This is a genomic window from Agrobacterium sp. NPDC090273, assembly GCF_044772305.1.
GTDB lineage: Bacteria > Pseudomonadota > Alphaproteobacteria > Rhizobiales > Rhizobiaceae > Agrobacterium.
On sequence record NZ_JBIVYN010000001.1, the window covers coordinates 934,772 to 960,529 of the forward strand.

The window sequence follows — 25,758 nt, forward strand, 5'->3', positions numbered from 1 at the left end:
ATATTGGCAGCGCGGAATTAAAACGAATAAAATACAGTGTCTATCGCCCTGGCGATCAGACCTGCATGATTTCCTTTTCCTTCTCGCCAAGCAAGCGGTCAATTTCCGAAATCGTGTCGTCGGTCATTTTCTGAACTTTTTCCGACTGTCCACGGCTTTCGTCCTGACCGATGTCGCCATCCTTTTCGGCTTTTTTCAGACCATCCATGCCATCGCGGCGAACGTGGCGAATCGCGACCTTGGCCTTTTCGGAATATTCGTGGGCAACCTTGACCAGCGATTTGCGGCGCTCTTCGTTGAGTTCAGGCAGCGGAATACGCAGATTCTGACCGTCAACGATCGGGTTGAGACCGAGATTGGATTCGCGGATGGCGCGGTCGACGGCGTTGACCATCGACTTGTCCCAGATGTTGACGCCGAGCATGCGCGGCTCCGGAACGGTGATGTTGGCCACCTGGTTCAGCGGCACGCGCGAGCCGTAGGCGTCAATCGTGACAGGGTCGAGAATGTTGGCCGATGCGCGGCCGGTGCGCAGCGATGCGATATCGCTCTTGAATGCATTGATGGCACCATCCATACGGCGCTTGATATCGGTGAGGTCAACACCACTCATTTGATACTCCATCTCTGTCGGCCATCGCGGCCGTATTCCGCACGGGGCGGCATCGTTCGTTTGCGATTACTTGTCGTGCACGATGGTCTTACGGCCGCCGCCGGTCAATATCTGTGCGAAGCCACCCTTCTCGTGAATCGAGAAAACGATGATCGGAATGTGGTTTTCGCGTGCAAGCGCCACGGCTGCAACGTCCATGACCGCCAGACCCTTGCCGAGAACCTCGCTGTGGGTCAACTCATCGAAACGGGTTGCCGTCGGGTCCTTCTTGGGGTCAGCCGAATAGATGCCATCGACCTGCGTTCCCTTGAAGATTGCTTCAGCGCCCATTTCGGCAGCACGCAGGGCGGCTGCGGAGTCGGTCGTGAAGAACGGGTTGCCCGTGCCACCGGCGAAAATCACCACGCGGCCCTGGGCCAGATGGTGCAGAGCGGCGCGCTGCGAGAAGCTTTCGCAGATTTCAGGCATGGCGATGGCAGAGAGAACGACCGTGTCGATGCTGAGCTTTCGAAGTGACGTTGCAAGCGCCAGCGCATTGATGACGGTTGCCAGCATACCCATGTGGTCGCCGGTCACGCGGTCGCCACCCTTGGAGGCAACGGCAACGCCGCGGAAAATATTGCCACCGCCGACGACGACGCCGACTTCGACATTCATTGCTCTTGCTTCAGCGATATCGGAGGCAATCCGGTCGGCGACCGCAACATCGATACCAAAACCCTGGTCACCCATAAGGGCTTCACCGGAAGCCTTGAGCAGGACGCGTTTATAGATCGGCTTGGAAGACATCATGACTCCTCGGAAATGTAACCGAAACGCGGATACACGAAGGGCACCGCGTTGTCACGCGATGCCCTCCCGTTTCCCCAAGATTGGGTAAATATAATCAGCCCTTGGCGACTGCGGCGACTTCTGCAGCGAAATCGCTTTCTTCCTTCTCGACGCCTTCGCCGAGCAGCAGGCGAACCATGCCGGTGACTTCGATCGCTGCGCCGGCTTCCTTTTCGGCTTCCTTGACAGCAGCGCCGACCGTCAGGTCAGGGTTGATAACGAAAGCCTGCGACAGAAGAGCAACTTCTTCGAAGAACTTGCGCATACGGCCGTCAACCATCTTTTCGATGATTGCTTCCGGCTTGCCGGATTCACGAGCCTGTTCGATGAAGACGTTGCGCTCGCGCTCAGCAACAGCAGCGTCAACTTCTTCAGCGCGAATCGCCAGCGGGTTGGTTGCAGCGATGTGCATGGCAACCTGACGGCCGATCGAGGTCAGAACAGCCTTGTCACCAACCGACTTCAGGGCAACCAGAACGCCCAGCTTGCCGATGCCGTCGCCAGCAGCGTTGTGGATGTAGGTTGCAACAACGCCGTGCTCAACTTCGAGCGCAGCCGAACGGCGCAGCGTCATGTTTTCGCCGATGGTGGCGATTGCGTCCTTGATGCTGTCAGAAACGGACTTGCCGGTTGCCGGGTAGGTGGCAGCAGCAATCGCGTCAACAGTGCCGTCGGTCGTCAGAGCAACGGCAGCAACGCCGCGAACGATGTCCTGGAAGGCATCGTTACGAGCAACGAAGTCGGTTTCGGAGTTGATTTCGACGACAACAGCCTTGTGACCGGCAGATGCGATACCGACGAGACCTTCGGCAGCCGTGCGGCCAGACTTCTTGTCAGCCTTGGCAATACCCTTGGCGCGCAGCCAGTCGATTGCTGCTTCCATGTCGCCATTGGTCTCAGCAAGAGCCTTCTTGCAGTCCATCATACCTGCGCCAGACTTCTCGCGCAGTTCCTTAACCATTGCGGCTGTGATTTCGGTCATTGTTTGCCTCTTGTCTGTTCAATCGGTCAGCAGGCTGGAAATCGCCATGCCGATGTTTGGGTGACGAATTTACCCTAAAGTGTGACAGGGTGATGAATGAGCACCCCGGACGTTTCAATCACATCAGGACGCCGATCACCGGCGGAGCGATTTGAAACGAACAAGGCCGTCAACCCGGAACGGTCTTTGACGGCCTTGCAGATCATGATCGATGAGGCGGCGTGAAATTCGCCGCCCGACAGACCCTTATCAGGCGCCAGCCTCGTCTTCGAGCGCAGGCTCGATCGGAGCTTCTTCCGAAGCGCCGATGTCACGGCCGGAAGAGCCCTGCTGACGTGCGATGCCGTCGATGGCAGCGCGAGCAATCAGGTCGCAGTACAGCGAGATTGCGCGCGAAGCGTCGTCGTTGCCGGGGATCGGGTAATCGATTGCATCCGGATCGCAGTTCGAGTCGATGATCGCAACGACCGGAATGCCAAGACGCTTGGCTTCTTCGATCGCGATCTTTTCCTTGTTGGTGTCGATGATGAACATCAGGTCCGGAACGCCACCCATATCGCGGATACCGCCGAGAGCCTTTTCAAGCTTTTCGCGCTCGCGCTCGAGGTTCAGGCGCTCTTTCTTGGAGTAGCCGGAAGCTTCCGAGTTCAGGATTTCGTCAACCTTGCGAAGACGCTGGATCGAGTTCGAAATCGTCTTCCAGTTCGTCATCATGCCGCCGAGCCAGCGGGAGTTGACGTAGTACTGAGCCGAACGCTTTGCGCTGTCCGCGATGATTTCGGACGCCTGGCGCTTGGTGCCAACGAACAGAACGCGGCCGCCACGGGCAACGGTGTCGGACACGACCTGGAGGGCGCGCGACAGCATCGGAACCGTCTGAGCGAGGTCGATGATGTGGATGTTGTTACGGTCGCCGAAGATGTACGGCTTCATCTTCGGGTTCCAGCGGTGCGTCTGGTGGCCGAAGTGAACACCAGCTTCGAGAAGCTGACGCATAGAAAAATCGGGCAATGCCATGCCTTGTTACTCCTTTTCCGGTTTAACCCCCGCGAAGCGAACAGCATCGACTTTCATCGACACCACCGGGCGGAACGATCCGGATTTCTCCCGGAACATCCCAAGCTTCGCGTGTGGAATGGTGAGGCGCATACAGTCGCCTGCGACAAAATGCAAGCTTTTATGCGAAAAAACCTGCCTGACGAGGCCGGTTTCAGCGAACCGGCTTGTTTTCGCAGGTTTCGGGCGTGAGGATATCGAGCTTCGCAAGCTTTCCGGTCAGCACGAAGTCACCGTAATCCATGGTCAGGTCGCGGGTGATTCCGTTTTCGTAGAGCTTGAACGACATGCGGTAGATCGGCAGAGAATCCGTACCGGTCTTGTCGTTGTAATAAGCGATGGTGACAGGCCAGAAGGATGCCTTGGCGAAATCGCCCGCCTTACCGGCTTCCGCGTCGCCATCCTTCGGCGTCTGCGACTTGCCGACCAGGGTCGAGGTAATCAGGCTTTCATCACCATCATCGGAGCCATCGAAAATCCGGGATTCGAAAATCCGCTTTCCCTGTTTGGCGTTCTCGATGACCTGGAACATGTGTTCGGTCGGGAATTCTGAGGCGACGAGATCGATCTGGCGCGCATCGGGCCGGGTAATGTCGACCTTCACACCGGCATCGCTGTCGCTGGCAGCGCCCTGCACTTCCTTGTCCAGCTTGTCGTCGGTGTAGGATTTCGTCTCGAAGGTGAACTTCTTGGAGGCCGGGTCCTCAAACGTCGTGGTCTGCTGATCCGTCAAGCGAACGGCGTCGCCGGTATTGATCTGCGTGACGAAACGGAAGTCCGTCTTGTAGCCCTGACAGGCGGAACCGGTGAATTCATAGACCATGCGGCCCGTCATGCCCTCGATGCCGGAGCGATCCGATGCATCCTTCAGCTCCAGATCGTAGACGGCCCGATGGGCAATCAGATTGGGGAGCTGGGCGGGCAAAGCATTGGCAGCGTTCGACAAGCAGGACAAGAGCCCCGTAGTGGCAACGAAACCAAGCTTCCTGACAAACATGCATTATCTCCTGTTGGACTCGCCACTCATATTGTACAAGCAACCGCCCGGCTTTGGGATCACATCTCCTGAATGCCGGATTCTTGAAGGATTTACAACAAAACCGGAGACGAAAATGTCGGACGTCATCGAAGGCCGCCTCAAGGAACTTGGCTTTACGCTTCCCGTCGCCGCCGCACCTGCGGCAAACTACGTTCCGTTCACCATCAGCGGCAATCTGCTTTACGTATCGGGTCAATTGCCGATGGAATCCGGCAAGATTGCGGTCACGGGCCTCGTTGGACGCGATGTTGATGTTCCCGCAGCCCAGCGCGCGGCCGAACTTTGCGCCGTCAACATCCTCGCGCAGGTCAAGGCAGCCTTGAATGGCGACCTTTCGAAAATCCGCCGCATCCTCAAGCTCAATGGCTTCGTTGCCTCCGTTCCCGAGTTCACCGAGCAGCACCTTGTGATCAACGGTGCGTCCAACCTTCTCGCCAATGTTCTCGGCGATGCCGGCAAACATGCGCGCGCCGCCGTCGGCATGGCCTGCCTGCCCTTCAATGCCTCTGTCGAAATCGACGCGATCGTGGAAATAGACGTATGACGCTGAAACTTTCCTGGCTGATTGCTCAGCCTGTTGCCCATCGCGGCTATCATGACATGAACCATGCGATCTGGGAAAACACGCTTTCGGCGTTTTCCCGCGCCATCGAAGCCGGATTTGCAATCGAATGCGACGTTCAGCTTGGTGCCGACAGCGTACCGGTCGTTTTCCACGACCATGAGATGACCCGCCTGACCGGCATCAAGGGTGACATCCGCGAGCGGACGTCCGGCGAACTGTCGCTGCTGTCGATCGGCCAGACCAAGGACAAGATCCCGACCCTCAAGCAGCTTCTGGCGCTCTGTGCCGGCAAGGTGCCGCTGGTGATCGAACTGAAGGGCCACGAGGGTGAAGGCGTCGATGACGGTTTTGCCGAGGCGGTGCTGGAAGACCTCGAAGGTTACAAGGGCCATGTGGCGCTGATGAGCTTCGACCATCATCTCCTGAAGGATCTGAAGGCCGCCGGTTCCCCCTGGCCACTCGGCCTCACAGCCGAAGGCGACAAGCCGGAAGACTTCTTCAAGCATGACGAAGCCATGCATATCGGCCTCGACTTTATCTCCTACCATTGGGGCCACCTGCCCAACAGCTTTATCGAAGCCCAAAGAAAACTCGGCGTTCCGGTGATTACCTGGACGGTAAGGGATGAAAATGCCCGTGCGATTACCTATAAATATGCTGACCAGATGACATTCGAAGGTTTCGACCCGAGAGAGAACCCGTCCGCTACGGCATGACAGAAAACTACTCCATCCGCGTTGCGCAATCCTTCACGGATATCGATCCGGATCGCTGGAAGCAGCTTTCCGGTACTTCGCGCAACGCGGAAGGAAAGTCCTATAATCCATTTATTTCCCACGCCTTTTTATCATCCATCGAAGAGTCCGGATCGGCAACGGCCAAGACCGGCTGGCAGGGACACCACCTGCTGCTAGAAAATGAAAAAGGCGATCTGCTTGGTGCCGTACCGGCCTATCTGAAGAACCACAGCAAGGGCGAATATGTTTTCGACCACGGCTGGGCGGACGCTTTTGAACGGGCCGGCGGACATTATTATCCCAAGCTGCAGTGTTCTATCCCCTTTACCCCGGCGACCGGTCCGCGCCTTCTGACCGCGCAGACATCCGAAAATGACGGCGTCAAACTGCTTCTTGCTTCTGGCATTGGACAGGTAACGGAAAGGGTCGGCCTGTCATCGGCCCATGTCACCTTCGCAACGGATGACGACATTGCAGCCCTCACCTCGCAGGACTTTCTGCACCGGACCGATCAGCAGTTCCATTTCCTCAACAATGGCTACCGCGATCACGACGATTTTCTCGATGCCCTTTCGTCCCGCAAACGCAAGGGACTGAAAAAGGAGCGCCGCGCCGCGCTCGAAAACGGCATCAGCATCGACTGGCTGACCGGCAGCGATCTGACGGAAGACATCTGGGATCAGTTTTTTACCTTCTACATGGATACGGGTGGCCGCAAATGGGGTCGCCCCTACCTGACGCGGACATTCTATTCGCTGATCGGCGAGCGTATGGCCGACGACATTCTGCTCGTCATGGCAAAGCGTGACGGACGCTATATCGCAGGTGCCATCAACTTCATCGGTTCGGACGCGCTTTATGGCCGGCACTGGGGCTGCATCGAGGATCATCCCTTTCTGCATTTCGAGGTCTGTTACCATCAGGCCATCGATTTCGCCCTGTCGAAAGGCTTGCAGCGGGTTGAGGCGGGCGCGCAGGGCGAACACAAGCTGGCGCGTGGTTATGTGCCTGTCACCACGCATTCTGCGCATTACATCGTCCATTCGGGGCTGCGCCGCGCCATTGACGACTATCTGGAACGGGAACGTCAGGAAGTTGAAAACATTGGCGACTACCTCGAGGACCACACGCCCTTCCGCAAGGGGGAAAGACAAGAACCGGATGAATAATCCGTTTTCGATATCACCACATGAGGAGAGACTGCTGATGACCGCCAGCGCTTATGACGACAACAACATCTTCGCCAAGATCCTGCGCGGCGAAATCCCGAGCGTGAAGCTCTATGAGGACGAGCATACGCTGGCCTTCATGGATGTGATGCCGCAAGCGCCGGGTCACCTCCTGGTCATTCCCAAAAGCGGTTCGCGCAACCTCTTGGATGCCGATCCGAACGTGCTGGCCCGCACCATTGCCGTGGTGCAGAAGCTTGCCGTCGCCGCTAAGGAGGCCTTCGATGCCGACGGCGTCTACGTTGCGCAGTTCAATGAGCCGGCTGCCGGGCAGACGGTGTTCCACCTGCACTTCCACGTCATCCCGCGCGTCGAAGGCCAGCCGCTGAAGCCGCATTCCGGCGCGATGGCCGACAGCGACGTGCTGAAGGCACATGCCGAGAAGATCAAGGCCGCCCTGGCTTCCTGACAATCACAGCAACGACCCCGGAGACGATCCCGGGGTCCTGCTCGTGAATACGGGGCTGGTGGCAACAGATCAGATCCGGCCTTCACGCCGGGTTACGATAAGCGTTGCGTTCCGGGAAAGGCCAAGCGTTGAGAAGCGCCATATCCGGGCGGTAGATTTCCACCTTCAGCGGGTAGCAGGCCGCCGCATCGCTTGAGTGGCTGGCGCTGCAATCGCCGCCGGGGCAGGCGGAAAGACCGCCGAGCAGATCCATCTCGGCAAAAAATTCCAGATAATCGCCCGGCCGAACGGGACTTGCCTTCATGAAATACTGGTGTGTGTCGCGGGTGAAGCCCGTGCACATGAAGACGTTGAGAACGTCGTGCACATGCGGTTCGGCCTCTGCAAACGACAGGCCCCTGGACGATGCCAGCGCATTGGTGAGGTTCGAATGGCAGCAATGGTGGTAATCACCGCCGCTTAGCAGGCGATTGGTGTAGGGATCGCAGCGCGTGCCGATCACATCATGCAGTCCGCCGCCATCCTCATCCCAACCGTACCATGCGAGGCTATCACCGGTGATCGTTGCCATCGGGCGCAATGATGGCAGGTTGCTCCACAGCCGGTCGCCGATGGAGACATGGGTGGCATGAAGGGCGCGGGTCTTGCCGCTGAAAAAACGCTCGGTCAGATCATGCGCGTTCCAGAGATTGAGGTCGCCAACCTGCGGACCATCGATGCTGATAATGCGGAAGAAATGCCCCTTAGGCACCCGAAAGGTGCGGCCATCGCGTGGCGGTACAATCACCTCATCCACCTTTTGCATCGTTTCCCTGGCCTTTACGAGACTGGAAAGGTCGGGCGCCTCAAGCGTTCCATTCGGATAAACGACGACTGGGCGGCGGGCGCGCCGCTCAGCGGCATCAGCGGGTTCGGTCATGGCGGTGTGCGACATATAAATCCTCGAAACAAAGGGCAGTGGCAAAAGCGAAACTGCCCTGTGCAAGACGGCCTGACAAGACGGGTTTTTCTTGCCCTGAGCACAAGTATGACTTAGCCTTTGGAGATCATGAAACTACCTCCGCTCCCTGCCCTTCGGGCCTTTGAGGCTGCTGCCCGCCACGAAAGTTTCGCAGGCGCTGCGGCGGAACTGAGCATGAGCGCCGCCGCCATCAGCCAGCATGTCCGTACACTGGAGCAATGGCTGGGCGAACCGCTGTTTGAACGGCAGGCGCGCGGTGTTCGACTGACCGCGGCAGGACGCGAGTTTGGAGCCACGGCCTCCGCAAGCCTGCGGCAGGTTGCAGTATCTGCCGAAGAGATCCGCGGACGCAAACAGCGCGCAGTCGTGCGACTGGCCAGCCTGCCTTCCGTGGTGGCATATTTTCTGACGCCTCGCCTGCCACGCTTCCGCGCACTTCATCCTGATATCCAGGTTTCAATCAGCTATTCGACGACGGGCATATCCGCGCCGGCCGACCTGACCATCCTGCACGGCAGACGACCGACGGAGAGCGCAGTGGCGCTGTTCAGTGCCGCAACCAGGCCAACCTGCGCGCCCGCCTATCTCGAAAACTTCGGACCGATCAAGGATATTGCGAGGCTCTCGAAGGCGGAACTTCTGCATGACGAGACCGAGGCGGCCTGGCGGGACTGGTTCGCAGCGGTGGGAACACTCAGCCCCCAAAACACGGGACCGATCTTTGCCGATTTCAATCTGCTTCTGACAGCCTTGAAAGCCGGACAGGGTGTTGGACTATGCCCGACGGAGTTGATGCGGAACGAGATAGCGATTGGTCGTCTGAGCGTGCTGTTCGATCAGGCGTCTGATCAGGACAAATATTACTGGCTGGTGGCGCCAGAGGCCATGACAGCCCCAGCAAAACGGCTGTTCGACTGGCTCGTTCGGGAGGCACAGGACCAGCTGGACGGTTATTTGGTTGCCAGAGCTTGAGACTGGGAAAAAGGTGCCCTGCGCGCCTTTTCCCGCTCCGCCATGCGGTTCAGCAGCCACGCCGAAACCGGGCAGATGATGGCAAACACCAGTAAACCACCAGCAATGTCCACAAGGTGGTGACCACCCTGTACCAGAACGGCCGGCAGCATCAGGGCATTCAACGGCCAGATCACCGCTCTGAACGCCCAATGGCGCGGCACGAACCAGACAGACATCGCCGCCATGACGATGTGGAACGACGGAAAGCCGATCAGGCCGAGCGTGTCTTTCGGCGTGAGATAGACGACACCTTCATAGGCGAGACGAACCAGTTCCCGACCGTAGCCTGCATCAACCGCCAGAGGGATGACCTGCGTCACCCATTGCGGAAATGTCTGATATGCGGAGGGGCCCAAAGTCGGGAAAAATATCCAGAAGATGACACAGGTGAGTGCACCCAGCACACCGGTCACGAGGAAGTGGTGAAGCGAAGCACGCCTGCCGGTAAAGCCGAGCGTGATAACGATCAGCAAAAGCTGCGGCAAGGATGTCGCGTAAACGGCATAGAGAATCTTGGCGACCAACGGATGGGTCGCAGACCAGGTCACCACATCGGGCCAGCTATAGCCGAGAGCCTCATCGATCCGGAAAAGCAGGGGATCAACAATTGCAAAACGGACCGGCAGGAACATGTAGTTAAAGACAGAAGCGACAAGCGTGAACAGGACGAACAGACCCGCCGAGGTCAGCGCGGCGGCTATGTGCAGATCGCGGCCGCTGTTGCGATAGAACTGACCGAGTATGAAAACGCCGCTGCCGAGCAGCCCGCAGACCAGGTATCCGGCATAGTCGATACGAATGCCTTTCAGCGTGATCAACGTCGCGTCGATCACAAACAGCGCAACGATGATGGACAGAACAAACCGTTCTGCAGGGAAGAGTTTCATGATCGAGCCCCTGTTCGAATGACCACAGTCTAGAACAGGGGGTTTAAAATTCGGATAAGGCTTATCCTGAAAGCCCCACGGGAACGATCCCATCTGGAACAGCGCCAGCTTGATGAGATCGGGCATCCATCCAGTTCAGGAGCCATGCCGACAGCGGGCAGACAATGGCGAAGGCGGCAAGTCCGCCGAAGATATCCGAGAGATGATGGCCACCCTGAACCAGAACGGCAGGCAGCATCAGCACGTTCAGTGTCCAGATAACCGCCATGAAAAGCCAATGCCGGGGCACGAACCAGACCATGAAGATGTGAAACGATGGGAAGCCGATGAGACCGAGGACATCCGCAGGTGTCAGATAGCTCATGCCCTCCTGCCCGAGCCGCATCAACTCACGGCCACAGGCAGGATTGACCGCCATAGGGATGGCTTCGGACACCCATAAAGGCAGTTCGTGGTAAGCCTTGGCACCGTAGGTCGGGAAGACGATCCAGAACAGGATGCTTGCCAGCGCCCCCAAGACACCTGTGACAAGGAAATGGTGCAGCATACGGTCTCGGCCGGTGAAGCCGAGCATGATGACGATCAGGAGAAGCTGTATCAGCGACGTTCCATAGACCACGAAAAGGCCAGTACCGATCCATGGGTAGGTCGCCGCCCAGGTGACGACATCCGGCCAGCTATAACCGAATGCGGCATCGATGCGCATGAGCAGCGGATCGATGGCCGGAAAGTGAACCGGCAGGAACATGTAGTTGAAAACGGATGCCACCAGAGTGAACAGAATGAACAATCCCGCCGAAATCAACGCCGTTGCGATACGCAGGTCGCGTCCGGTTTTTCGATAAAACTGGCCAAGTATAAAAATGCCACCACCAAGCAACACGCAAACAAGATATCCGGCGAAATCGAAATTGACATCTTTGACGACAATCAAAACGGCATCAATCAGAAACAAAGACAAAATGATACTCAGAACAAAACGTTCCGCGGCAAATAATTTTATACTGAAAATTCCTGACTAAAACATCCGAAAGCGAGAACCTGGAATTTAATATTCAGATAAAGTCAGGCACCAAAACCCAGTATAAACAGCCCCGCAGCCAGAAAAATAATGGGGGCTGCCACACCGACCAGAACGCGTTGACCGGCGGCAAGGAAGGTGGCGAAGCCGAGAGTGGCGGCGCCGACCCTTAGCCAGACAGGCGACGCCTCAAGCGAGCCGGTCGGAAAAACAATCAGCTTGGCTGTGACGGCCATGACGAGGGCAGTGGCGACCGCCCTCACCCACGACAACGCCTCCGAATCCTCCTTCAGCCGGTTGCCGGCGAGAACGCCGAGCCAGCGCCAGAGATCGGTTGCCAGCCATCCGGCAATGGCGATGAAAACGTAGGGCGCCCACCATTGATCGGTCATCACGGTTCTCCTTCCGGCGAGACAGGCACGATCTTGCGGCGAAAGAGAAAGCGATCGACCAGATAGGCGAAGGTGCCACCACCAATCCCGGCATAAAGAATATCGAACTCCGGTGTGATGATCGCGAATAAGGGCCCGGCAATGACGCCCACCACAAAGGCGACCTTGACGACGGAGTGGCGGGCCGAGGCCCAGATGGAAGCGATGAAATAGACCGGTGTCAGGAAGAACAGTACGCCAGCCACCAGAGGCGGGAAGGCCGCGACGACACCGTAGCAAAGGCCGACGATCAGCGTGTTGACGAGGGTGAGCGTCATGCCGAAGCCCGCAAACCAGGCGGCACGGCCCTCGCGCGGCACGTTCGAGAGATTTTGCGTGGCAAAAACCCAGGCGGTGATGGCGACGAAATGCGATAGGAACAGCAACAACCAGGTCGGGGTTTTCGCGCCGCGCATTTCCGGAACGATCGAGGCCACCATCGGCATCATTCTGACCGATGAGAGCGTCACCGCCAGAAAGCAGGCGGCGAGATTGGCGCCGCCGACCATGGAGCCGATCAGGATCATCTTGGCCGGCAAAGCCCAAATCATCAGCGTCATGAACACGGCCTCGCCCCTGTTGACACCCGATTCCAGCGCAAAGGCGCTGAAGCCGACAAAGGACGTCATGAGGATGAAGGACGGCAGGGAAAAAATACCCCTCATGCCCCGGAGGAACCAGTGACCCAGGGAAACCTGATCGCTTTCGGATTGCATGGCCATGAAGATACGCTTCCTTGCTCGTTCTGCCGAGGGGATTTCCGGCGGGACAGAGGCGGTTGGCCAAGGGCATAACCGAAGGGACGGCCGGAAACAATCGTCTTTGGCCAAGGGCACGGACGGAGCCGTGTGAATGCCGCCCGATCGGCAACGCCCAGATTTATCTCAGGCAGCAGCTTCGCAGAAACGAAAATGCCGGGCATTGAGCCCGGCATCCTCTTGTCGATCAAGCGATCGATATCACTTCTTTTTCGGAACCTTCGGAACCGCGTTCGCCTTGCGGCGCGGACTTTGAGTCTCTTCCGACTTGTCCGCGTCGAGCGTCAGTACGTCAGCCTGTTCGGCCTTGGCCGCCTTGGAGGCAGACTTGGACTTGCCCTTTGCCGTTTTGGCCGGCGACTTGGCAGCCTTCAGTTCCGCTTCCGGCTTTGGCTTGACGGGTGCCGTTTCCGGCAACACCTCGAGGATCAAGCCGTCGGTTCCGTCTTCCTTCTTGCCAACGGTGACGCTGACGACACCGCCCTTCTTCAGCTTGCCGAAGAGGATTTCGTTGGCGAGCGGCTTCTTGATGTTTTCCTGGATCACGCGGGACAATGGACGGGCGCCCATCTTCTCATCGTAACCCTTTTCCGCCAGCCAGGACACGGCATCTTCGTGCAGGTCGAACGTGACGTTGCGTTCGGAAAGCTGCGTTTCGAGCTGCATGACGAACTTCTGCACGACCTTGTGGATGACAGCGGTCGGCAGCGGCGAGAACGGAATGATCGCATCCAGACGGTTGCGGAATTCCGGCGTGAACAGGCGGTTGATCGCCTCTTCATCCTCACCCGTGCGACGAGACGAACCGAAGCCGATGGCCGACTTCTGCATTTCGGACGCGCCCGCATTGGTCGTCATGATCAGGATGACGTTGCGGAAGTCGATCTTCTTGCCGTTATGGTCGGTCAGCGAGCCGTGATCCATGACCTGCAACAGAATGTTGTAGATATCCGGATGCGCCTTCTCGATTTCGTCGAGCAGAACAACGGAGTGCGGATGCTGATCGACGCCATCGGTCAACAGACCGCCCTGGTCGAAGCCGACATAGCCGGGAGGTGCACCGAGCAGACGCGAAACCGTGTGCCGCTCCATGTATTCCGACATGTCGAAGCGCAGCATTTCCACGCCAAGCGATGAGGCAAGCTGCTTGGCGACTTCCGTCTTGCCGACGCCGGTGGGGCCGGAGAAGACATAGGAGCCAATCGGCTTGTTCGGTTCGCGAAGACCGGCGCGCGCCAGCTTGATGGCCGTCGACAGCGCCTCGATGGCGGTGTCCTGACCATAAACGACCGAACGCAGTTCCTGCTCGAGATTGGCAAGCACCATCTCGTCGTCTTTGGACACCGTTTTCGGCGGGATGCGGGCCATGGTGGCGATCGTCGCTTCGATTTCCCGTTCGGTAATCAGCTTGCGACGCTTGGAAGCCGGCAGCAGCATCTGTGCGGCACCGGTTTCATCGATCACGTCGATCGCCTTGTCCGGCAGCTTGCGGTCGGAGATATACCGTGCCGAAAGCTCGACTGCCGCCTTGATCGCCTCATTGGAATATCTGAGGTGATGGTAATCCTCGAAATAGGGCTTCAGGCCCTTCATGATCTCGATGGCATCATCGATGGACGGCTCGTTGACGTCGATCTTCTGGAAACGACGCACCAGCGCGCGGTCCTTTTCGAAGAACTGGCGATATTCCTTGTAGGTGGTCGAACCGATGCAACGGATCGCACCCGACGACAGCGCCGGCTTCAGCAGGTTTGAAGCATCCATGGCCCCACCGGACGTGGCGCCTGCACCGATAACGGTGTGAATTTCGTCAATGAACAGAACCGCACCTGGAAACTCTTCGAGTTCCTTGACGACCTGCTTCAGACGTTCTTCGAAATCACCGCGATAGCGGGTGCCGGCCAGAAGCGTGCCCATGTCGAGCGAGAAGATCGTGTCGTTCTTCAGCGCTTCGGGAACCTTGCCTTCAACGATACGCTTGGCCAGACCTTCGGCAATTGCCGTTTTACCGACGCCTGGATCACCCACGTAAAGCGGGTTGTTCTTGGAACGGCGGCACAGGATCTGGATCGTGCGATTGACCTCTTCATGGCGACCGATCAGCGGATCGATCTTGCCGTTGCGGGCCTTTTCATTGAGGTTGACGCAGTAAGCCTTGAGAGCATCCTGCTGCTTCTTGGAAGAAGGACCTTCTTCTTCCTGATTGTTGTTGCGAGTGGCCTTGTTTTCGCCTTCGGTTTCCTCGGTGCCACGCGGGGTGCGCGTCTGCGACGTGCCCGGGCGTTTGCCGATACCGTGCGAAATGTAGTTGACCGCATCGTAACGGGTCATTTCCTGCTCCTGCAGGAAGTAGGCAGCGTGGCTTTCGCGCTCGGCGAAAATGGCGACGAGCACGTTGGCGCCGGTCACTTCCTCGCGGCCGGAAGACTGGACATGAATGACCGCCCGCTGAATGACCCGCTGGAAGCCGGAGGTTGGCTTGGAGTCTTCATCGTAACCGGTCACCAGATTGGCAAGCTCATTATCGACGTAGTCGCTGACAGTCTTGCGCAGCGCATCGAGATTTACATTGCAAGCGGCCATAACGGCGGCTGCGTCCGCATCATCGATCAGCGCCAGAAGAAGATGTTCAAGCGTCGCATATTCGTGGTGACGCTCATTTGCAAAGGTCAGTGCCTGGTGCAGCGCCTTCTCGAGACTTGGGGAAAAAGTTGGCACGTTGCGATCCTCATTTCTTTTCCATGACGCACTGCAGCGGATGCTGGTGCTGTCGGGCGAAATCCATGACCTGGCTTACTTTCGTCTCTGCGACCTCATATGTAAACACTCCGCATTCCCCCACCCCATGCTGATGGACATGCAGCATGATGCGGGTTGCTGCTTCGCGATCCTTCTGGAAAAAACGCTCCAGAATGTGAATGACGAATTCCATTGGAGTATAGTCGTCATTCAGCAAAAGAACACGGTACAGATTTGGTCTTTTCGTCTTAGGTTTAACGCGGGTGATAACGGACGTTCCACGGTTGGAACCGTCGCCCTCCCCTTCGCCTTCGCCCTGCATATAGATCGGCTTAGCGATCATCTTTCATCATTCTCCAAACTGTTCTCAAACCGTCGGCTCATGCCAGGAGGGAGAACTTCGCCTCTCCATATCTAGGTCGTTCATCGGTGATTTTAAGCCCCTTGCGAAACACTGCAATCACTATTGCGTTTGCGAAGAGGCAAACTTCAGGAAATTTGCAGATGACGGCGAAGGGCTGCCGCATTCGTGCGCCATCGCACCGGCCCGCCCATCCGGCACACCTGAAAAATACACGCGAAAACGAAAAAGGGGCCGACTGAGCGGCCCCATCGTCAAGCATTGCCACCAGGAGATTCGCATCAGTCCTTGTTGTCGAGCATTTCCCGCACCGCAACGGCGAGTTGCTTCAACGAGAAGGGCTTTGGCAGGAAGCCGAACTTGGCGTCGGCCGGCAGGTTCTTGGCAAAGGCATCTTCCGCGTAACCCGAAACGAAGATGAATTTCAAATCGGGGTGAGACTTGCGCAATTCGCGCAGCAGCGACGGGCCATCCATTTCCGGCATCACCACGTCGGAGACGACGATGTCCACCTTGCCGCCCAATTCCTCCATCACATCAAGCGCTTCGGTGCCCGAACCGGCCTCATGGACGGTATAACCACGCGTTTCCAGCATGCGCTTTCCGCCGCGCCGCACCGCTTCCTCGTCTTCAACGAGAAGAACGACGGCAGACTTGCCAGTCAGATCAAGAGGCTCTTCCTTGGCCGCTTCCACCGCTGCAACAGGTGCGGCCACGGCTTCGGATGCCAGTGCGCCCGGCTGAACCGCTTCGACGACATGGCGCGGCAGCAGGATGCGGAACGCCGTTCCCTTGCCCACTTCCGATTCCGGATAGATGTAACCGCCGGACTGCTTGACGATGCCGTAGACCATCGAAAGGCCGAGGCCGGTGCCCTTGCCCACTTCCTTGGTCGTGAAGAACGGCTCGAAAATCTTGTCCATGATTTCGGGCGGAATGCCGGTACCATTATCGGCAACTTCAACCATGACCATGTCTTCTGCCGGAATATCCGGACGCGCGAGCGCGGCCGCTTCCTGCGCTTCGACATTGCGGGTGCGAATGGTGATCTTGCCGCCATTCGGCATCGCGTCACGCGCGTTGACGCAGAGGTTGATAAGCACCTGCTCGAACTGCGACAGGTCGGTCTTCACCGGCCAGAGATCACGACCGTAATCGACTTCCAGCTTGACGTTGGTACCCGAGATCAATCGATCGACCAGCATGCGCAGATCGCCGATCACATCGGTGAGATTGAGAACCGCCGGACGCATGGTCTGCTTGCGCGAGAAGGCCAGGAGCTGGCGCACCAGAACCGCGGCGCGGTTGGCGTTGCGCTTGATTTCCATCAGGTCGGCAAAGCTCGGATCGGCCGGACGCGCCTGCAGCAGCAGGTGGTCTGACGAAAGCAGGATCGCCGTCAGAACGTTGTTGAAGTCGTGCGCAATACCGCCTGCCAGCGTGCCGACCGCATTCATTTTCTGCGTCTGTGCCATCTGTGTCTCGAGCGCCTTCTGCTCGGTCACTTCGATGGCGTAGACGATAGCGATTTCTTCAGGCGCTTCATCGTCCTGGTCGATCACCGCATTGACGTAGAAACGGAAATGGCGGCCCTCGTCAGTCGGATGGCGGGAATCGAACGGCGCGATATCGCCCTGGCGATCCCTCGCCTCGGCCAGCGCATCCTTGAGGCGTGTCTTCTCGGTATCATTGATGACCGTTTCGAACGCGATGCCGCGATCGATGTCGTCACGGCCGACAACGCCCGAGAACATCTTGAGGAATGGCGCATTGATCCGAAGAATGCGGCCTTCACCGTCCAGCGAGGCAATCGCCATCGGCGTGTTGTTGAAGAAACGCGTGAAGCGCATCGCCGAAGACGATTCGGCGTCTTCATGACCCTTCGGACGCATCAGAACGATAGTTCGGCTTTCACCCGGTGCACCATCCTGCGCTGTCACCTGATGCACGAGACGGGCCGGCATGCTCTGGCCGTTGACGCGGCGCATGTCGAGATCGAGGATTTCAGTGCGCTTGGCGTTGTTCTGTGGCTGGACGGATTCGATCAAAGCCATGCCTTCGCCCGCGACGATATCCGAAACGGTCATGGACCCCGGTGAGAACTGCGCAAGATCGATGCCCAGCCATTCCGACAGCGTGGCATTCAGATAGACGATTTCGCCCTTGCGGCCGGCGGAGAAGAAACCGGCCGGCGCATGGTCGAGATAATCGATGGCGTTCTGCAGTTCGCGGAAGAATCGTTCCTGGTCTTCGCGCTCGGGGGTGATATCGGCGATCTGGAAGACATGCAGGTCTTCGTCACCGGCATCCTTGAGCACGCGGCCCTTCAGGCGATACCAGTGCGGTCCGCCATTGGTGGCGTTTTCGCTCAACGGCTTCAGAAGCCGGAACTCCTCGTAACCGTCGCGGCCTTCCCGCAGAAGATTGATCAGGCGGTAAAGCGCCTCGGTCGATTCCCGGCTGCGCGACAGCAGGGTTTCCAGGCTCTGAATGTCACTCGCCTTGGTCGTGCCGGTCATGCGGCAATAGGTGGCGTTGGCATAGACCATGCGGCCCTTGGCATCGGTAATCAGCGTTCCATCCGGATGAGCGGAGAGGAAACGGCGGGCCAGACCATCGGAGCGCGACTGCGGCATCACCTCGATAAAGCCGATGATCGACGAGACGAGGAAGAATATCCCCATCATGGCCAGCACGCCGAGAATGCCGAGCACGATCTCGTTTTCCAGCGAATCCTTGAAATAGACGAAGGCGGCGGCGGCGGCGACCAGCACCAGCGCAAGCAGCAGGATGCGCAGAACCGTGCCGGACCGGGCACGCCTGTCCACCAAAGGAAGGTCGTTGTCGCTTGGCTGGCGCACCCGTGTCATTTTTGGCCTCGCAATCGTGCAGGTCGTCGTCATCAGAAAGGCCCGGTTCCTTTACGGAATCGGGCAGAAAGACTGTCTTGTAGCAACTCGCTCAAACATCAAAAAGCTCTGCTGCGACACAAAGACTTAAAAACGCACAGCCAAAGCGCCTCGGAGCAAAGAATTTTGCGATTTTTACCGGATGGAACCGGATAAAGCTTCAAGGCTTTTTGCAAATGTGGGGACATGGGCGGATAAAACTTGTAACGAACCCAAAAAAATCGTCTTTTCCTGCTAACGCACGGTAAAACAAAGAAACACGGCATTTTTTGCCCGAGAAAATCTAAAGGGAAGATCTCCATGATGGACGATTTTATCGGCACCTATGGAAACAATCTGATCGTCGCCGTCGTCGGCGTCGGTGTTGCATTGCTTCTTCTGGCAATCGCGCTGTGGATCATTCGTAGACGCAGCGGTTCGGCGCCGTTCATTCGCGGCGGTCGAAACCGCCAGCCGCGCCTGCAGGTGCTGGATGCGACAGCGGTCGATGCGCGTCGCAGGCTGGTGCTGGTGCGCCGTGACAATGTCGAACATCTGGTCATGATTGGTGGACCAACGGACATCGTCATCGAAAGCGGTATCGGGGCGATCCCAATCGTCAAGGAAGTGCGCGAGCCCGAAGAACTGCCGCTGAAGTCGCTGCCTCGCCAAGAAAACGAGACGAAAGCGCAGGAGAATGCGATCCAGCAGGAACGCCGCGAAGCCCTGCCGCAGCAGTCTCCGGCACCCTCCATTGCTGCCGCACCGATTCTCCAGACCGAAGAACCGGCCAAACGCCCATTGAGGGCAGAGCCTGCAGCACCCGTGGCCCGCGCGCCCGCAGCGGCAACGCCGCAGCCGCCACGCCCGGCGCCTGTTGCGCGCGATGTACCGCCTGCTCCGCGTCCCGCGCCACCGGTTGTCGCGCGCGACATTCCGCGCCCTGCTCCGCAGCAAGCCCCGCAACCGGCGCCTGCTGCAACCCCTGCGGCTGCACCCGTTTCGTCTCCGGTCGCATCGGCACCGGTAACGGCCGCTGCCCGGCCTGCACCGGACGTGGCGACACCTGTTCGCCCGCCCGTCGCCGTTCAGGCCGCCGCCGCCCTGCCGCTCGCAGCCGCGGTGATCGATACGCCTGCGCAGAGCGCGGAGCCGAAGCAGGTGGATGCACCTGTCGTTTCGATCGCGCCGCAGCCAGTGATAACGGTCGAGACGGAAGCGCCACACCCAGCTGCACTGTTTACAGCGCGTGAAGCGGTTATCGACCAGTCCAGCGCCGCCGATTTTCTCGATGCGGCGCGCGAGCGCGTGCTTCCGACACTGACACAGCCGGCCCCCTCGGTGGACAGGCCGGACGCCGTCGTCGTTGCCTCCGACGCCGAGCCGAAGTTTTCCGACGATCTTGCCAGCGACTTCGAGAGCTTTCTCGAAGCGGAAATTGCCAAGGGCCAGGATGCGGCAGCAACCGCGTCCAATGACGCCACCCCAGCACCGAAAGCACCTGTAAAGGCCGAGATCGTAGAGCCGCCGATGACGGGTGCCACGCCCGAAAAGGACATGCAGAAGGAAATGGCGCGTATCTTCGGTGAGCTTTCCGTCACCCGCGATCGCTGAGGCATGCCGAAACGCATTGCTGCCTTCAGCATGAAGGAAAACAAAAAGGGCGCGGACAGAAATCCGCGCCCTTCTTTTCTGTGATGTCTGGTTGGCCTTAACCGGAGGCCCGTGACTTATTCGTCGCGGTAGACCTTCTCACGACGCTCGTGACGCTCCTGCGCCTCGATCGACAGAGTTGCGATCGGTCGCGCATCCAGACGTTTCAGTCCGATGGGCTCGCCAGTTTCTTCGCAATATCCGTAAGTGCCGTCGTCAATGCGCTGGAGCGCGGCATCGATCTTGGAAATCAGCTTGCGCTGACGGTCACGGGCACGAAGTTCGATTGCCCGGTCTGTTTCGGAAGACGCCCTGTCCGCAAGATCCGGATGATTGGCGCTTTCCTCCGCGAGATGGCCTAGCGTCTCGCGCGCTTCTCTCAGGATGTCGTTCTTCCATGCAATCAGCTTCGCTCGAAAGTACGCCCGCTGATTGACGTTCATGAACTCATCGGATTCCGAGAGTACATAGCTGCTAAGATCGATCTTCTCACTCAACGCGATTCTCCTCGAAGAACATCTCAATGTGGCGGTGTATACTCCAATGATATAGATCGATTCAAGTCTACAGATCAGTTTTCAGGCATTTTTAAAACTGACACAAAAATCATCTAAATGACTAATTTTTATCCTTTATTGCGTTTCGCCCAGATCTCTTCTTCACGCACATTTACGCGACTTGCTGAAAGGTGAAGGGACTTGCGGGCTGACAACTCTATCTTGTAGCATGGCAGTTGCTCCTTTCTGGTTTCGAATGCTGGTCCATGCTTCAGATCGATTCTCCGCCGTACCGCATCTATCTTCTGCGCCACGCAAAGGCCGCCTGGGCGGCTCCGGGCGAGCGCGACTTCGACCGCAGATTGAATGAATCCGGTTTTGCCGAAGCGGAAATCGTCGCCGATATTGCCGCCGACAAGGGCTACGATCCGGACATACTGCTGTCTTCCACGGCAGAGCGTTGTCGGCAGACGACAGAGGCCTGGCAAAGAGCTTTTAACGAAGAGATCAGCGTCTCCTTTGTCGACGAGATGTATGAGGCGCAGGTCGATATCTACCTCGCCCTGATCGCCGCCCAGAAAGAGGCGAAATCGGTGATGCTGGTCGGCCATAATCCAACGATGGAAGCCACGCTTGAAGCGCTGATCGGCGAAGATCTTCTGCACGCCGCGCTACCCTCCGGCTTTCCGACAGCCGGTCTTGCGGTCCTGGATTTCATTGAGGACGCTTATAACGGAAAAGGCCGCTGGCGGCTTGTCGACTTCGTTTCGCCAGGAAAATAATGGCGGCACCTTTACGGCGAGCCAAGCGGCCGGGGCATGGAAATGACGTGAAAATCCGTTATTCCGCTTCTTTTTTGGGCACGAAAATTTCCTATATTGTTGGCGTAACTATCGAAACCAGACGGGAAACCGCCATTGCCGCCTTCATTTACGTCCCTGACTGACAGCGCGCTCGTCGCTTTGGACAATCTGGCCGACCGTGCAAGCACCCTCACCCACCCGACCCTGAGGCTTGGCGTGACCGGTCTTTCAAGAGCCGGCAAGACGGTGTTCATCTCTTCGCTGGTCCATAACCTGCTGAATGGCGGCCGCCTGCCGCTGTTCGAAGCGATGCGGTCCGGCCGTGTTTCCAATGCGCGGCTGGAGCCGCAGCCCGACGACGCCATTCCGCGCTTTCAGTATGAAGATCACATTCAGGCGCTGGTGCGCGACCGGTTGTGGCCCGACTCGACCCGCGCAATCTCCGAACTGCGCATTACGCTCGATTACCAGAGTGCAAGCGGCTGGGGTCGCTGGTTTTCTCCGGGCAAGCTTTCCATCGACATCGTCGATTATCCCGGTGAATGGTTGCTGGACCTGCCTTTGCTTTCGCAGGACTACAAGAGTTTCAGCGACAGCACAGTGGCGCTGGCCAAGACGGGAGTGCGTGCCGAACTGGCGCGTGAATGGCTGGCGATTGCCTCTTCGCTCGATCTCAACGCACCAGCCGACGAAATGACGGCGCGGCGGCTTGCGGAAAGCTTTTCGGCCTATCTCAAGGCCTGCAAGTCCGACGAACGCTCGCTTTCCACCCTGCCACCCGGCCGCTTCCTGATGCCCGGCGATCTGGAGGGATCACCGGCACTGACCTTTGCACCGCTGCCGGGCCTGACAGATGAAAAGGCTGCGAAGGGTTCGCTGCGCGCCATGATGGAACGGCGTTACGACGCCTATAAATCAATTGTCGTCAAACCGTTCTTCCGCGAGCACTTTGCCCGCCTCGACCGGCAGATCGTGCTGATCGACACGCTGCAGGCCGTCAATCGCGGTCCCGAGGCGGTACAGGATCTGGAACGGGCGCTCGGCGACGTGCTGGCCTGCTTCCGGCCCGGCACCAACAGCCTGTTGTCGTCCCTGCTGGGCCGGCGCATCGACAAGGTGCTGATTGCCGCCACCAAGGCCGACCATCTGCACCACGAAAGCCACGACCGGCTGGAGCGACTGACGCGCCGCCTTGTCGACCGTGCGATCACCACCATCGGCATGAGTGGCGCCGGCATCGAGGTGATGGCGCTTGCCTCGGTGCGCGCCACCAAGGAAGCGAGTGTTCGCCAGGATGGCCATAATCTGCCCGTGATCGTCGGCACGCCAATTGCCGGAGAAACGATCAACGGCGAAACCTTCGACGGCAATCGCAAGACGGCCATTTTCCCCGGCGACCTGCCCGATGATCCCGAACCGCTGTTTCGCAGCATCGATGTGGACGGTGACAAGGCAACGCTGCCGGATGTCAACGTGGTGCGGTTTCGCCCACCCGCAGTCGATGAACCCGGTAGCGGTGGCATCCGGCTTTCCGTACCGCATATCCGGCTCGACCGCGCCATGCAGTTCCTTTTCGGAGACAAGCTCGCATGAAGCTTCCTACCCCCAGCGATCAAAAGACACGTCGCCCCGCGGCCTTCACGCTTGAACCTGAAAGCACGGAAAAGCCAACCGCCACGCAGAAGCGCGCACCGCAGAGCTTTGCCAGCGAAGTGACAATGACGCCGGACGAAGATGACCCGTTCGTGATCCCTGATGACGTCGATGCCACCGCCTTGCCCGTCGCCACACCTAAAAAGACGCGCTTTTCCTTCGGAAAACTCGCGCTCGGCGCGCTCGGCGTGCTGTTCTCGCTCGCCTTCGGTCTTTGGGCGGACCAGCTTGTCCGCGACCTCTTCACCCGCTCCGACTGGCTGGGTTACACCGCAAGCGCCGCGCTGATCCTTGCCGTTTTTGCCGTTCTGGTTCTCGTCGGACGGGAGGTCTTCGGCATCATGCGGCTGAATGCCGTGCAGGCGCTGAAGGCCGATGCCGAAGCGGCGAGCCTGGAGCGCAGCCCGACTGCGGCCCGTGCCATTGTCGCGCGGCTCAATGCCGTGCTGTCGCATCGCGCCGAAACGGCCAAGGGACGTGCAGCGCTGAAGGAAACAGACAATGACGTGATCGACGGCCCGCATCTGATCGATCTTGCCGAGCGCGAGCTGCTCATTCCGCTCGACCGGCAGGCGCGTGCGTTGATCCTCAATGCATCGAAACGGGTCTCGGTGGTAACGGCCGTCAGCCCGCGCGCCATCGTCGATCTGTCCTATGTGCTGTTCGAGGTGACGCGTCTGGTGCGCGCCATGGCCGAACTTTACGGCGGCCGTCCCGGCACGCTTGGCATGTTGCGGCTGTTGCGCGACGTTGTCGCCCATCTTGCCGTAACGGGCTCGATTGCCGTTGGTGACGGGCTTGCCCAGCAGGTGCTGGGCCACGGCCTTGCTTCCAAGCTTTCGGCCCGTCTTGGCGAAGGTGTGATCAACGGCCTGATGACGGCACGAATCGGCATTGCCGCGATGGATCTTTGCCGTCCCCTGCCGTTCAGGGCCGTCAAACGTCCTGGCATCGGTGATTTCGTCTCCGATCTGACCCCTGACCTAACTGGCGGAAAAACCCGCGAAAACGCCTGATTTCAAGGGCATCCACCGGTTCAAAAGGTTACGGAGTTTGCGCTGTTTCGAGGCCAAATAAACCGTTCATTAACCATTCCGCCAGTAGATTGCCCCTTATCGAACAAGGCTTCTTCGCCGGGGAAAGTATCATGTATTCGCGCTTCTTTTCGCTTTTGGGCGGACTTGCCGCCGCTATGTCCTTCAGCGGTGGCCTGGGAATTTCCGACGTTCAGGCTGCCTCGCGCGACCGTGACGACGTGTTCTTCCGTTCCGTTGCCGGAAGCTGGAAGGGACCGGGCGAAATTGTCGCCGGCAAGTACAAGGGCACGAAATTCACCTGCGACCTGACCGGCGAACCGCTGGAAGACAAGCAGACCGGCATCAAGCTTGGCGGCACCTGCCGCGTGGGCGTGTTCAGCCAGCCGATGTCCGCCGTCATCGCCCAGAAGGGTGGCAGCTACGAGGGCAAGTTCCTTGATGGCGCCGAAGGCAAGGGCCTGGACATCATTTCGGGACAGGTCAGCGGCGACAAGGTGGTTGTCGGCATCAACCGCGCAAAGCTCAATGGCGCCATGGTTGCCCGCGTTTCCAGCGACAACTCCATGAACATCACGATTTCGGTCAAGGTTGCCGACCAGATGGTTCCGGTTATCGGCCTGACGCTGGCACGCGATGTGGATCAGATGGCTGTCGGCTCGATCAAGCCGTAAGCGAAAACCAGGCTTTATCCGATTTTCAAAGCGGGAGTGTCCACCACTCCCGCTTTTCGTTTGCCTTGACGATACCGGCCGTATCGACAGCCTCCAGCCAGTCGCTCACCGTGCGGCCCTTGACCAGCAGGTCGGGGGCGATATCGGCAAGCGGCATCAGAACGAATGCGCGCTCGGTCATGCGCGGATGCGGCACCTCGATGGTTTCCGCAACGTAAGGTGCGTTACCATAGGTCAGCACGTCGATATCGATGGTGCGCGGACCCCAGCGCTCGATCCTGACCCGCTTCATGCTTTTTTCGATGTCGAGGCAGGTCTGCAGCAGCGCCTCCGGCGACAAGGACGTCTCGATCCTGGCGCAGCAATTGAAAAAATCCGCCTGATCGGTCTTGCCCCATGGTGGCGTGCGATAGAGCGCAGAAACCGCCAGCAACCGGCAATCGCCGCGCGCATCGAGATCGTGCAGCGCCTGCGCCATCGCAGCCTTGGGATCACCGATATTGCCGCCAAGCCCGAGCGTGGCGACTGTCATCTGCCTTGCCTCAGGCATGATGCTCGACACTCACTTGCGCGTAATCGAGAATTCCCGGAACCGGCGCCGACGGCTTGCGCACCGTGATGCGTACCCAGACGATCTGCGGATAACGTTCGCGCAGCGCCTTGGCGATATCGTTTGCCAGTGCCTCGATCAAATAACGGCGCTGTCCGACGACGCTTTTTTCAATGACCGAGAAAGCAACGCCGTAATCGACAGTGTTTTCAATCGAGTCGGTTTCCAGTGCGTCACCGGCCTCGACCTCCATCTCGGCATCGACGAAGAAGCGCTGACCCAGCACCTCCTCCTGCTCCAGCAGGCCATGACGGGCAAAGAACGAACAGTTTTTCAGTACGATGGTGTAGCGGCTCATGTGTCAGCCTTCCCT

Annotated in this window: 27 protein-coding genes; 11 read left to right on the top strand and 16 right to left on the bottom strand. The window is 58.6% G+C overall.

The window, feature by feature from the left end:
* Nucleotides 1–55: 55 nt before the first annotated feature.
* The 3 genes from frr to tsf all read right to left on the bottom strand — a co-directional run bounded on the left by frr (nucleotide 56) and on the right by tsf (nucleotide 2,426).
* On the bottom strand, nucleotides 56–613 hold the full coding sequence (gene frr, locus ACIQT8_RS04630; protein ID WP_262525439.1) for a ribosome recycling factor: 558 nt from the start codon (nucleotides 611–613) through the stop codon (nucleotides 56–58).
* Nucleotides 614–679: 66 nt separating this feature from the next.
* Nucleotides 680–1,402 (bottom strand): UMP kinase, encoded by a 723-nt coding sequence (pyrH, locus tag ACIQT8_RS04635; protein ID WP_262525438.1) that lies wholly within the window; start codon nucleotides 1,400–1,402, stop codon nucleotides 680–682.
* A 97-nt stretch (nucleotides 1,403–1,499) separates the two neighbouring features.
* A complete protein-coding gene (gene tsf, locus ACIQT8_RS04640) occupies nucleotides 1,500–2,426 on the bottom strand; it encodes a translation elongation factor Ts (protein ID WP_138795479.1) in 927 nt (308 codons plus the stop codon).
* Nucleotides 2,427–2,522: 96 nt separating this feature from the next.
* Between tsf and ACIQT8_RS04645 the strand changes: the two genes are divergently transcribed.
* Nucleotides 2,523–2,651 (top strand): hypothetical protein, encoded by a 129-nt coding sequence (locus tag ACIQT8_RS04645; RefSeq protein WP_262525437.1) that lies wholly within the window; start codon nucleotides 2,523–2,525, stop codon nucleotides 2,649–2,651.
* A gap of 24 nt (nucleotides 2,652–2,675) precedes the next feature.
* Here ACIQT8_RS04645 and rpsB read toward each other — a convergent pair whose 3' ends face one another.
* Together rpsB and ACIQT8_RS04655 are read right to left on the bottom strand one after the other, a co-directional pair.
* Complete coding sequence (gene rpsB / locus ACIQT8_RS04650; protein WP_138795480.1) at nucleotides 2,676–3,443, bottom strand: 30S ribosomal protein S2; 768 nt, start codon at nucleotides 3,441–3,443, stop codon at nucleotides 2,676–2,678.
* 193 nt (nucleotides 3,444–3,636) lie between these two features.
* Complete coding sequence (locus ACIQT8_RS04655) at nucleotides 3,637–4,479, bottom strand: cell envelope integrity EipB family protein (RefSeq protein ID WP_400963967.1); 843 nt, start codon at nucleotides 4,477–4,479, stop codon at nucleotides 3,637–3,639.
* 115 nt (nucleotides 4,480–4,594) lie between these two features.
* Between ACIQT8_RS04655 and ACIQT8_RS04660 the strand changes: the two genes are divergently transcribed.
* The 4 genes from ACIQT8_RS04660 to ACIQT8_RS04675 are packed head-to-tail and all read left to right on the top strand — an operon-like array spanning nucleotide 4,595 to nucleotide 7,461.
* On the top strand, nucleotides 4,595–5,065 hold the full coding sequence (locus tag ACIQT8_RS04660) for a RidA family protein (protein ID WP_262525433.1): 471 nt from the start codon (nucleotides 4,595–4,597) through the stop codon (nucleotides 5,063–5,065).
* The gene (locus ACIQT8_RS04665) at nucleotides 5,062–5,802 is read left to right on the top strand and encodes a glycerophosphodiester phosphodiesterase (RefSeq protein ID WP_400963969.1); all 741 of its coding nucleotides are present in this window, start codon (nucleotides 5,062–5,064) and stop codon (nucleotides 5,800–5,802) included. Before ACIQT8_RS04660 ends, ACIQT8_RS04665 begins: the two co-directional genes overlap by 4 nt.
* Entirely contained in the window at nucleotides 5,799–6,992 is a 1,194-nt protein-coding gene (locus tag ACIQT8_RS04670; RefSeq protein WP_400963971.1) for a GNAT family N-acetyltransferase, read from the top strand. Before ACIQT8_RS04665 ends, ACIQT8_RS04670 begins: the two co-directional genes overlap by 4 nt.
* A 37-nt stretch (nucleotides 6,993–7,029) precedes the next feature.
* Nucleotides 7,030–7,461, top strand: a complete 432-nt coding sequence (locus tag ACIQT8_RS04675; protein WP_400963973.1) for an HIT family protein — start codon at nucleotides 7,030–7,032, stop codon at nucleotides 7,459–7,461.
* Nucleotides 7,462–7,543: 82 nt separating this feature from the next.
* Here ACIQT8_RS04675 and ACIQT8_RS04680 read toward each other — a convergent pair whose 3' ends face one another.
* Complete coding sequence (locus ACIQT8_RS04680) at nucleotides 7,544–8,395, bottom strand: urea carboxylase-associated family protein (protein ID WP_400963975.1); 852 nt, start codon at nucleotides 8,393–8,395, stop codon at nucleotides 7,544–7,546.
* Nucleotides 8,396–8,509: 114 nt separating this feature from the next.
* Between ACIQT8_RS04680 and ACIQT8_RS04685 the strand changes: the two genes are divergently transcribed.
* Nucleotides 8,510–9,394 carry a LysR substrate-binding domain-containing protein gene (locus ACIQT8_RS04685; protein WP_400963977.1) on the top strand — a complete coding sequence of 295 codons (885 nt, stop codon included), beginning with the start codon at nucleotides 8,510–8,512 and terminating at the stop codon, nucleotides 9,392–9,394.
* On the opposite strand, the gene ACIQT8_RS04690 is transcribed toward ACIQT8_RS04685, so the two are convergent.
* From ACIQT8_RS04690 to cckA, 7 genes are all read right to left on the bottom strand, one after another.
* On the bottom strand, nucleotides 9,373–10,323 hold the full coding sequence (locus tag ACIQT8_RS04690; RefSeq protein ID WP_400963979.1) for a phosphatase PAP2 family protein: 951 nt from the start codon (nucleotides 10,321–10,323) through the stop codon (nucleotides 9,373–9,375). The two genes, ACIQT8_RS04685 and ACIQT8_RS04690, sit on opposite strands and share 22 nt — an antisense overlap.
* A 61-nt stretch (nucleotides 10,324–10,384) precedes the next feature.
* The gene (locus tag ACIQT8_RS04695; RefSeq protein ID WP_400964386.1) at nucleotides 10,385–11,326 is read right to left on the bottom strand and encodes a phosphatase PAP2 family protein; all 942 of its coding nucleotides are present in this window, start codon (nucleotides 11,324–11,326) and stop codon (nucleotides 10,385–10,387) included.
* 62 nt (nucleotides 11,327–11,388) lie between these two features.
* Nucleotides 11,389–11,739, bottom strand: a complete 351-nt coding sequence (locus ACIQT8_RS04700) for an AzlD domain-containing protein (protein WP_400963981.1) — start codon at nucleotides 11,737–11,739, stop codon at nucleotides 11,389–11,391.
* Nucleotides 11,736–12,491 carry an AzlC family ABC transporter permease gene (locus ACIQT8_RS04705; RefSeq protein ID WP_400964388.1) on the bottom strand — a complete coding sequence of 252 codons (756 nt, stop codon included), beginning with the start codon at nucleotides 12,489–12,491 and terminating at the stop codon, nucleotides 11,736–11,738. Before ACIQT8_RS04705 ends, ACIQT8_RS04700 begins: the two co-directional genes overlap by 4 nt.
* 243 nt (nucleotides 12,492–12,734) lie before the next feature.
* The gene (clpA, locus tag ACIQT8_RS04710; RefSeq protein ID WP_400963983.1) at nucleotides 12,735–15,251 is read right to left on the bottom strand and encodes an ATP-dependent Clp protease ATP-binding subunit ClpA; all 2,517 of its coding nucleotides are present in this window, start codon (nucleotides 15,249–15,251) and stop codon (nucleotides 12,735–12,737) included.
* A 10-nt stretch (nucleotides 15,252–15,261) separates the two neighbouring features.
* The gene (clpS, locus tag ACIQT8_RS04715; RefSeq protein ID WP_138795491.1) at nucleotides 15,262–15,615 is read right to left on the bottom strand and encodes an ATP-dependent Clp protease adapter ClpS; all 354 of its coding nucleotides are present in this window, start codon (nucleotides 15,613–15,615) and stop codon (nucleotides 15,262–15,264) included.
* Between the two features lie 299 nt (nucleotides 15,616–15,914).
* Complete coding sequence (gene cckA / locus ACIQT8_RS04720) at nucleotides 15,915–18,503, bottom strand: cell cycle histidine kinase CckA (protein ID WP_262526131.1); 2,589 nt, start codon at nucleotides 18,501–18,503, stop codon at nucleotides 15,915–15,917.
* A gap of 339 nt (nucleotides 18,504–18,842) precedes the next feature.
* Between cckA and ACIQT8_RS04725 the strand changes: the two genes are divergently transcribed.
* A complete protein-coding gene (locus ACIQT8_RS04725; protein WP_400963984.1) occupies nucleotides 18,843–20,135 on the top strand; it encodes a flagellar biosynthetic protein FliO in 1,293 nt (430 codons plus the stop codon).
* A 116-nt stretch (nucleotides 20,136–20,251) separates the two neighbouring features.
* Here ACIQT8_RS04725 and dksA read toward each other — a convergent pair whose 3' ends face one another.
* On the bottom strand, nucleotides 20,252–20,671 hold the full coding sequence (dksA, locus tag ACIQT8_RS04730) for an RNA polymerase-binding protein DksA (RefSeq protein WP_138795493.1): 420 nt from the start codon (nucleotides 20,669–20,671) through the stop codon (nucleotides 20,252–20,254).
* 266 nt (nucleotides 20,672–20,937) lie between these two features.
* Here dksA and ACIQT8_RS04735 point away from each other — a divergent pair, with 266 nt between their 5' ends.
* From ACIQT8_RS04735 to ACIQT8_RS04750, 4 genes are all read left to right on the top strand, one after another.
* Nucleotides 20,938–21,453, top strand: coding sequence for a SixA phosphatase family protein (locus ACIQT8_RS04735; protein ID WP_400963986.1), 516 nt, complete (start codon nucleotides 20,938–20,940; stop codon nucleotides 21,451–21,453).
* Nucleotides 21,454–21,588: 135 nt separating this feature from the next.
* Nucleotides 21,589–23,067 carry a YcjX family protein gene (locus ACIQT8_RS04740; protein WP_400963988.1) on the top strand — a complete coding sequence of 493 codons (1,479 nt, stop codon included), beginning with the start codon at nucleotides 21,589–21,591 and terminating at the stop codon, nucleotides 23,065–23,067.
* Entirely contained in the window at nucleotides 23,064–24,143 is a 1,080-nt protein-coding gene (locus tag ACIQT8_RS04745; RefSeq protein WP_138795496.1) for a YcjF family protein, read from the top strand. Before ACIQT8_RS04740 ends, ACIQT8_RS04745 begins: the two co-directional genes overlap by 4 nt.
* Before the next feature lie 131 nt (nucleotides 24,144–24,274).
* A complete protein-coding gene (locus tag ACIQT8_RS04750; protein ID WP_262525413.1) occupies nucleotides 24,275–24,835 on the top strand; it encodes a hypothetical protein in 561 nt (186 codons plus the stop codon).
* A 25-nt stretch (nucleotides 24,836–24,860) separates the two neighbouring features.
* On the opposite strand, the gene folK is transcribed toward ACIQT8_RS04750, so the two are convergent.
* Nucleotides 24,861–25,367, bottom strand: a complete 507-nt coding sequence (gene folK / locus ACIQT8_RS04755; protein WP_400963991.1) for a 2-amino-4-hydroxy-6-hydroxymethyldihydropteridine diphosphokinase — start codon at nucleotides 25,365–25,367, stop codon at nucleotides 24,861–24,863.
* Nucleotides 25,368–25,377: 10 nt separating this feature from the next.
* Nucleotides 25,378–25,743: a dihydroneopterin aldolase gene (folB, locus tag ACIQT8_RS04760; protein ID WP_138795499.1), complete on the bottom strand. Its 366-nt coding sequence runs from the start codon at nucleotides 25,741–25,743 to the stop codon at nucleotides 25,378–25,380.
* Nucleotides 25,744–25,758 lie beyond the last annotated feature (15 nt).

Coding starts and splice junctions, on each gene's coding strand:
- frr (WP_262525439.1), bottom strand. CDS start 613: ATGAGTGGTGTTGACCTCACCGATATCAAGCGCCGTATGGATGGTGCC.
- pyrH (WP_262525438.1), bottom strand. CDS start 1,402: ATGTCTTCCAAGCCGATCTATAAACGCGTCCTGCTCAAGGCTTCCGGT.
- tsf (WP_138795479.1), bottom strand. CDS start 2,426: ATGACCGAAATCACAGCCGCAATGGTTAAGGAACTGCGCGAGAAGTCT.
- ACIQT8_RS04645 (WP_262525437.1), top strand. CDS start 2,523: ATGAGCACCCCGGACGTTTCAATCACATCAGGACGCCGATCACCGGCG.
- rpsB (WP_138795480.1), bottom strand. CDS start 3,443: ATGGCATTGCCCGATTTTTCTATGCGTCAGCTTCTCGAAGCTGGTGTT.
- ACIQT8_RS04655 (WP_400963967.1), bottom strand. CDS start 4,479: ATGTTTGTCAGGAAGCTTGGTTTCGTTGCCACTACGGGGCTCTTGTCC.
- ACIQT8_RS04660 (WP_262525433.1), top strand. CDS start 4,595: ATGTCGGACGTCATCGAAGGCCGCCTCAAGGAACTTGGCTTTACGCTT.
- ACIQT8_RS04665 (WP_400963969.1), top strand. CDS start 5,062: ATGACGCTGAAACTTTCCTGGCTGATTGCTCAGCCTGTTGCCCATCGC.
- ACIQT8_RS04670 (WP_400963971.1), top strand. CDS start 5,799: ATGACAGAAAACTACTCCATCCGCGTTGCGCAATCCTTCACGGATATC.
- ACIQT8_RS04675 (WP_400963973.1), top strand. CDS start 7,030: ATGACCGCCAGCGCTTATGACGACAACAACATCTTCGCCAAGATCCTG.
- ACIQT8_RS04680 (WP_400963975.1), bottom strand. CDS start 8,395: ATGTCGCACACCGCCATGACCGAACCCGCTGATGCCGCTGAGCGGCGC.
- ACIQT8_RS04685 (WP_400963977.1), top strand. CDS start 8,510: ATGAAACTACCTCCGCTCCCTGCCCTTCGGGCCTTTGAGGCTGCTGCC.
- ACIQT8_RS04690 (WP_400963979.1), bottom strand. CDS start 10,323: ATGAAACTCTTCCCTGCAGAACGGTTTGTTCTGTCCATCATCGTTGCG.
- ACIQT8_RS04705 (WP_400964388.1), bottom strand. CDS start 12,491: ATGCAATCCGAAAGCGATCAGGTTTCCCTGGGTCACTGGTTCCTCCGG.
- clpS (WP_138795491.1), bottom strand. CDS start 15,615: ATGATCGCTAAGCCGATCTATATGCAGGGCGAAGGCGAAGGGGAGGGC.
- cckA (WP_262526131.1), bottom strand. CDS start 18,503: ATGACACGGGTGCGCCAGCCAAGCGACAACGACCTTCCTTTGGTGGAC.
- ACIQT8_RS04725 (WP_400963984.1), top strand. CDS start 18,843: ATGATGGACGATTTTATCGGCACCTATGGAAACAATCTGATCGTCGCC.
- ACIQT8_RS04735 (WP_400963986.1), top strand. CDS start 20,938: ATGCTTCAGATCGATTCTCCGCCGTACCGCATCTATCTTCTGCGCCAC.
- ACIQT8_RS04745 (WP_138795496.1), top strand. CDS start 23,064: ATGAAGCTTCCTACCCCCAGCGATCAAAAGACACGTCGCCCCGCGGCC.
- ACIQT8_RS04750 (WP_262525413.1), top strand. CDS start 24,275: ATGTATTCGCGCTTCTTTTCGCTTTTGGGCGGACTTGCCGCCGCTATG.
- folK (WP_400963991.1), bottom strand. CDS start 25,367: ATGACAGTCGCCACGCTCGGGCTTGGCGGCAATATCGGTGATCCCAAG.
- folB (WP_138795499.1), bottom strand. CDS start 25,743: ATGAGCCGCTACACCATCGTACTGAAAAACTGTTCGTTCTTTGCCCGT.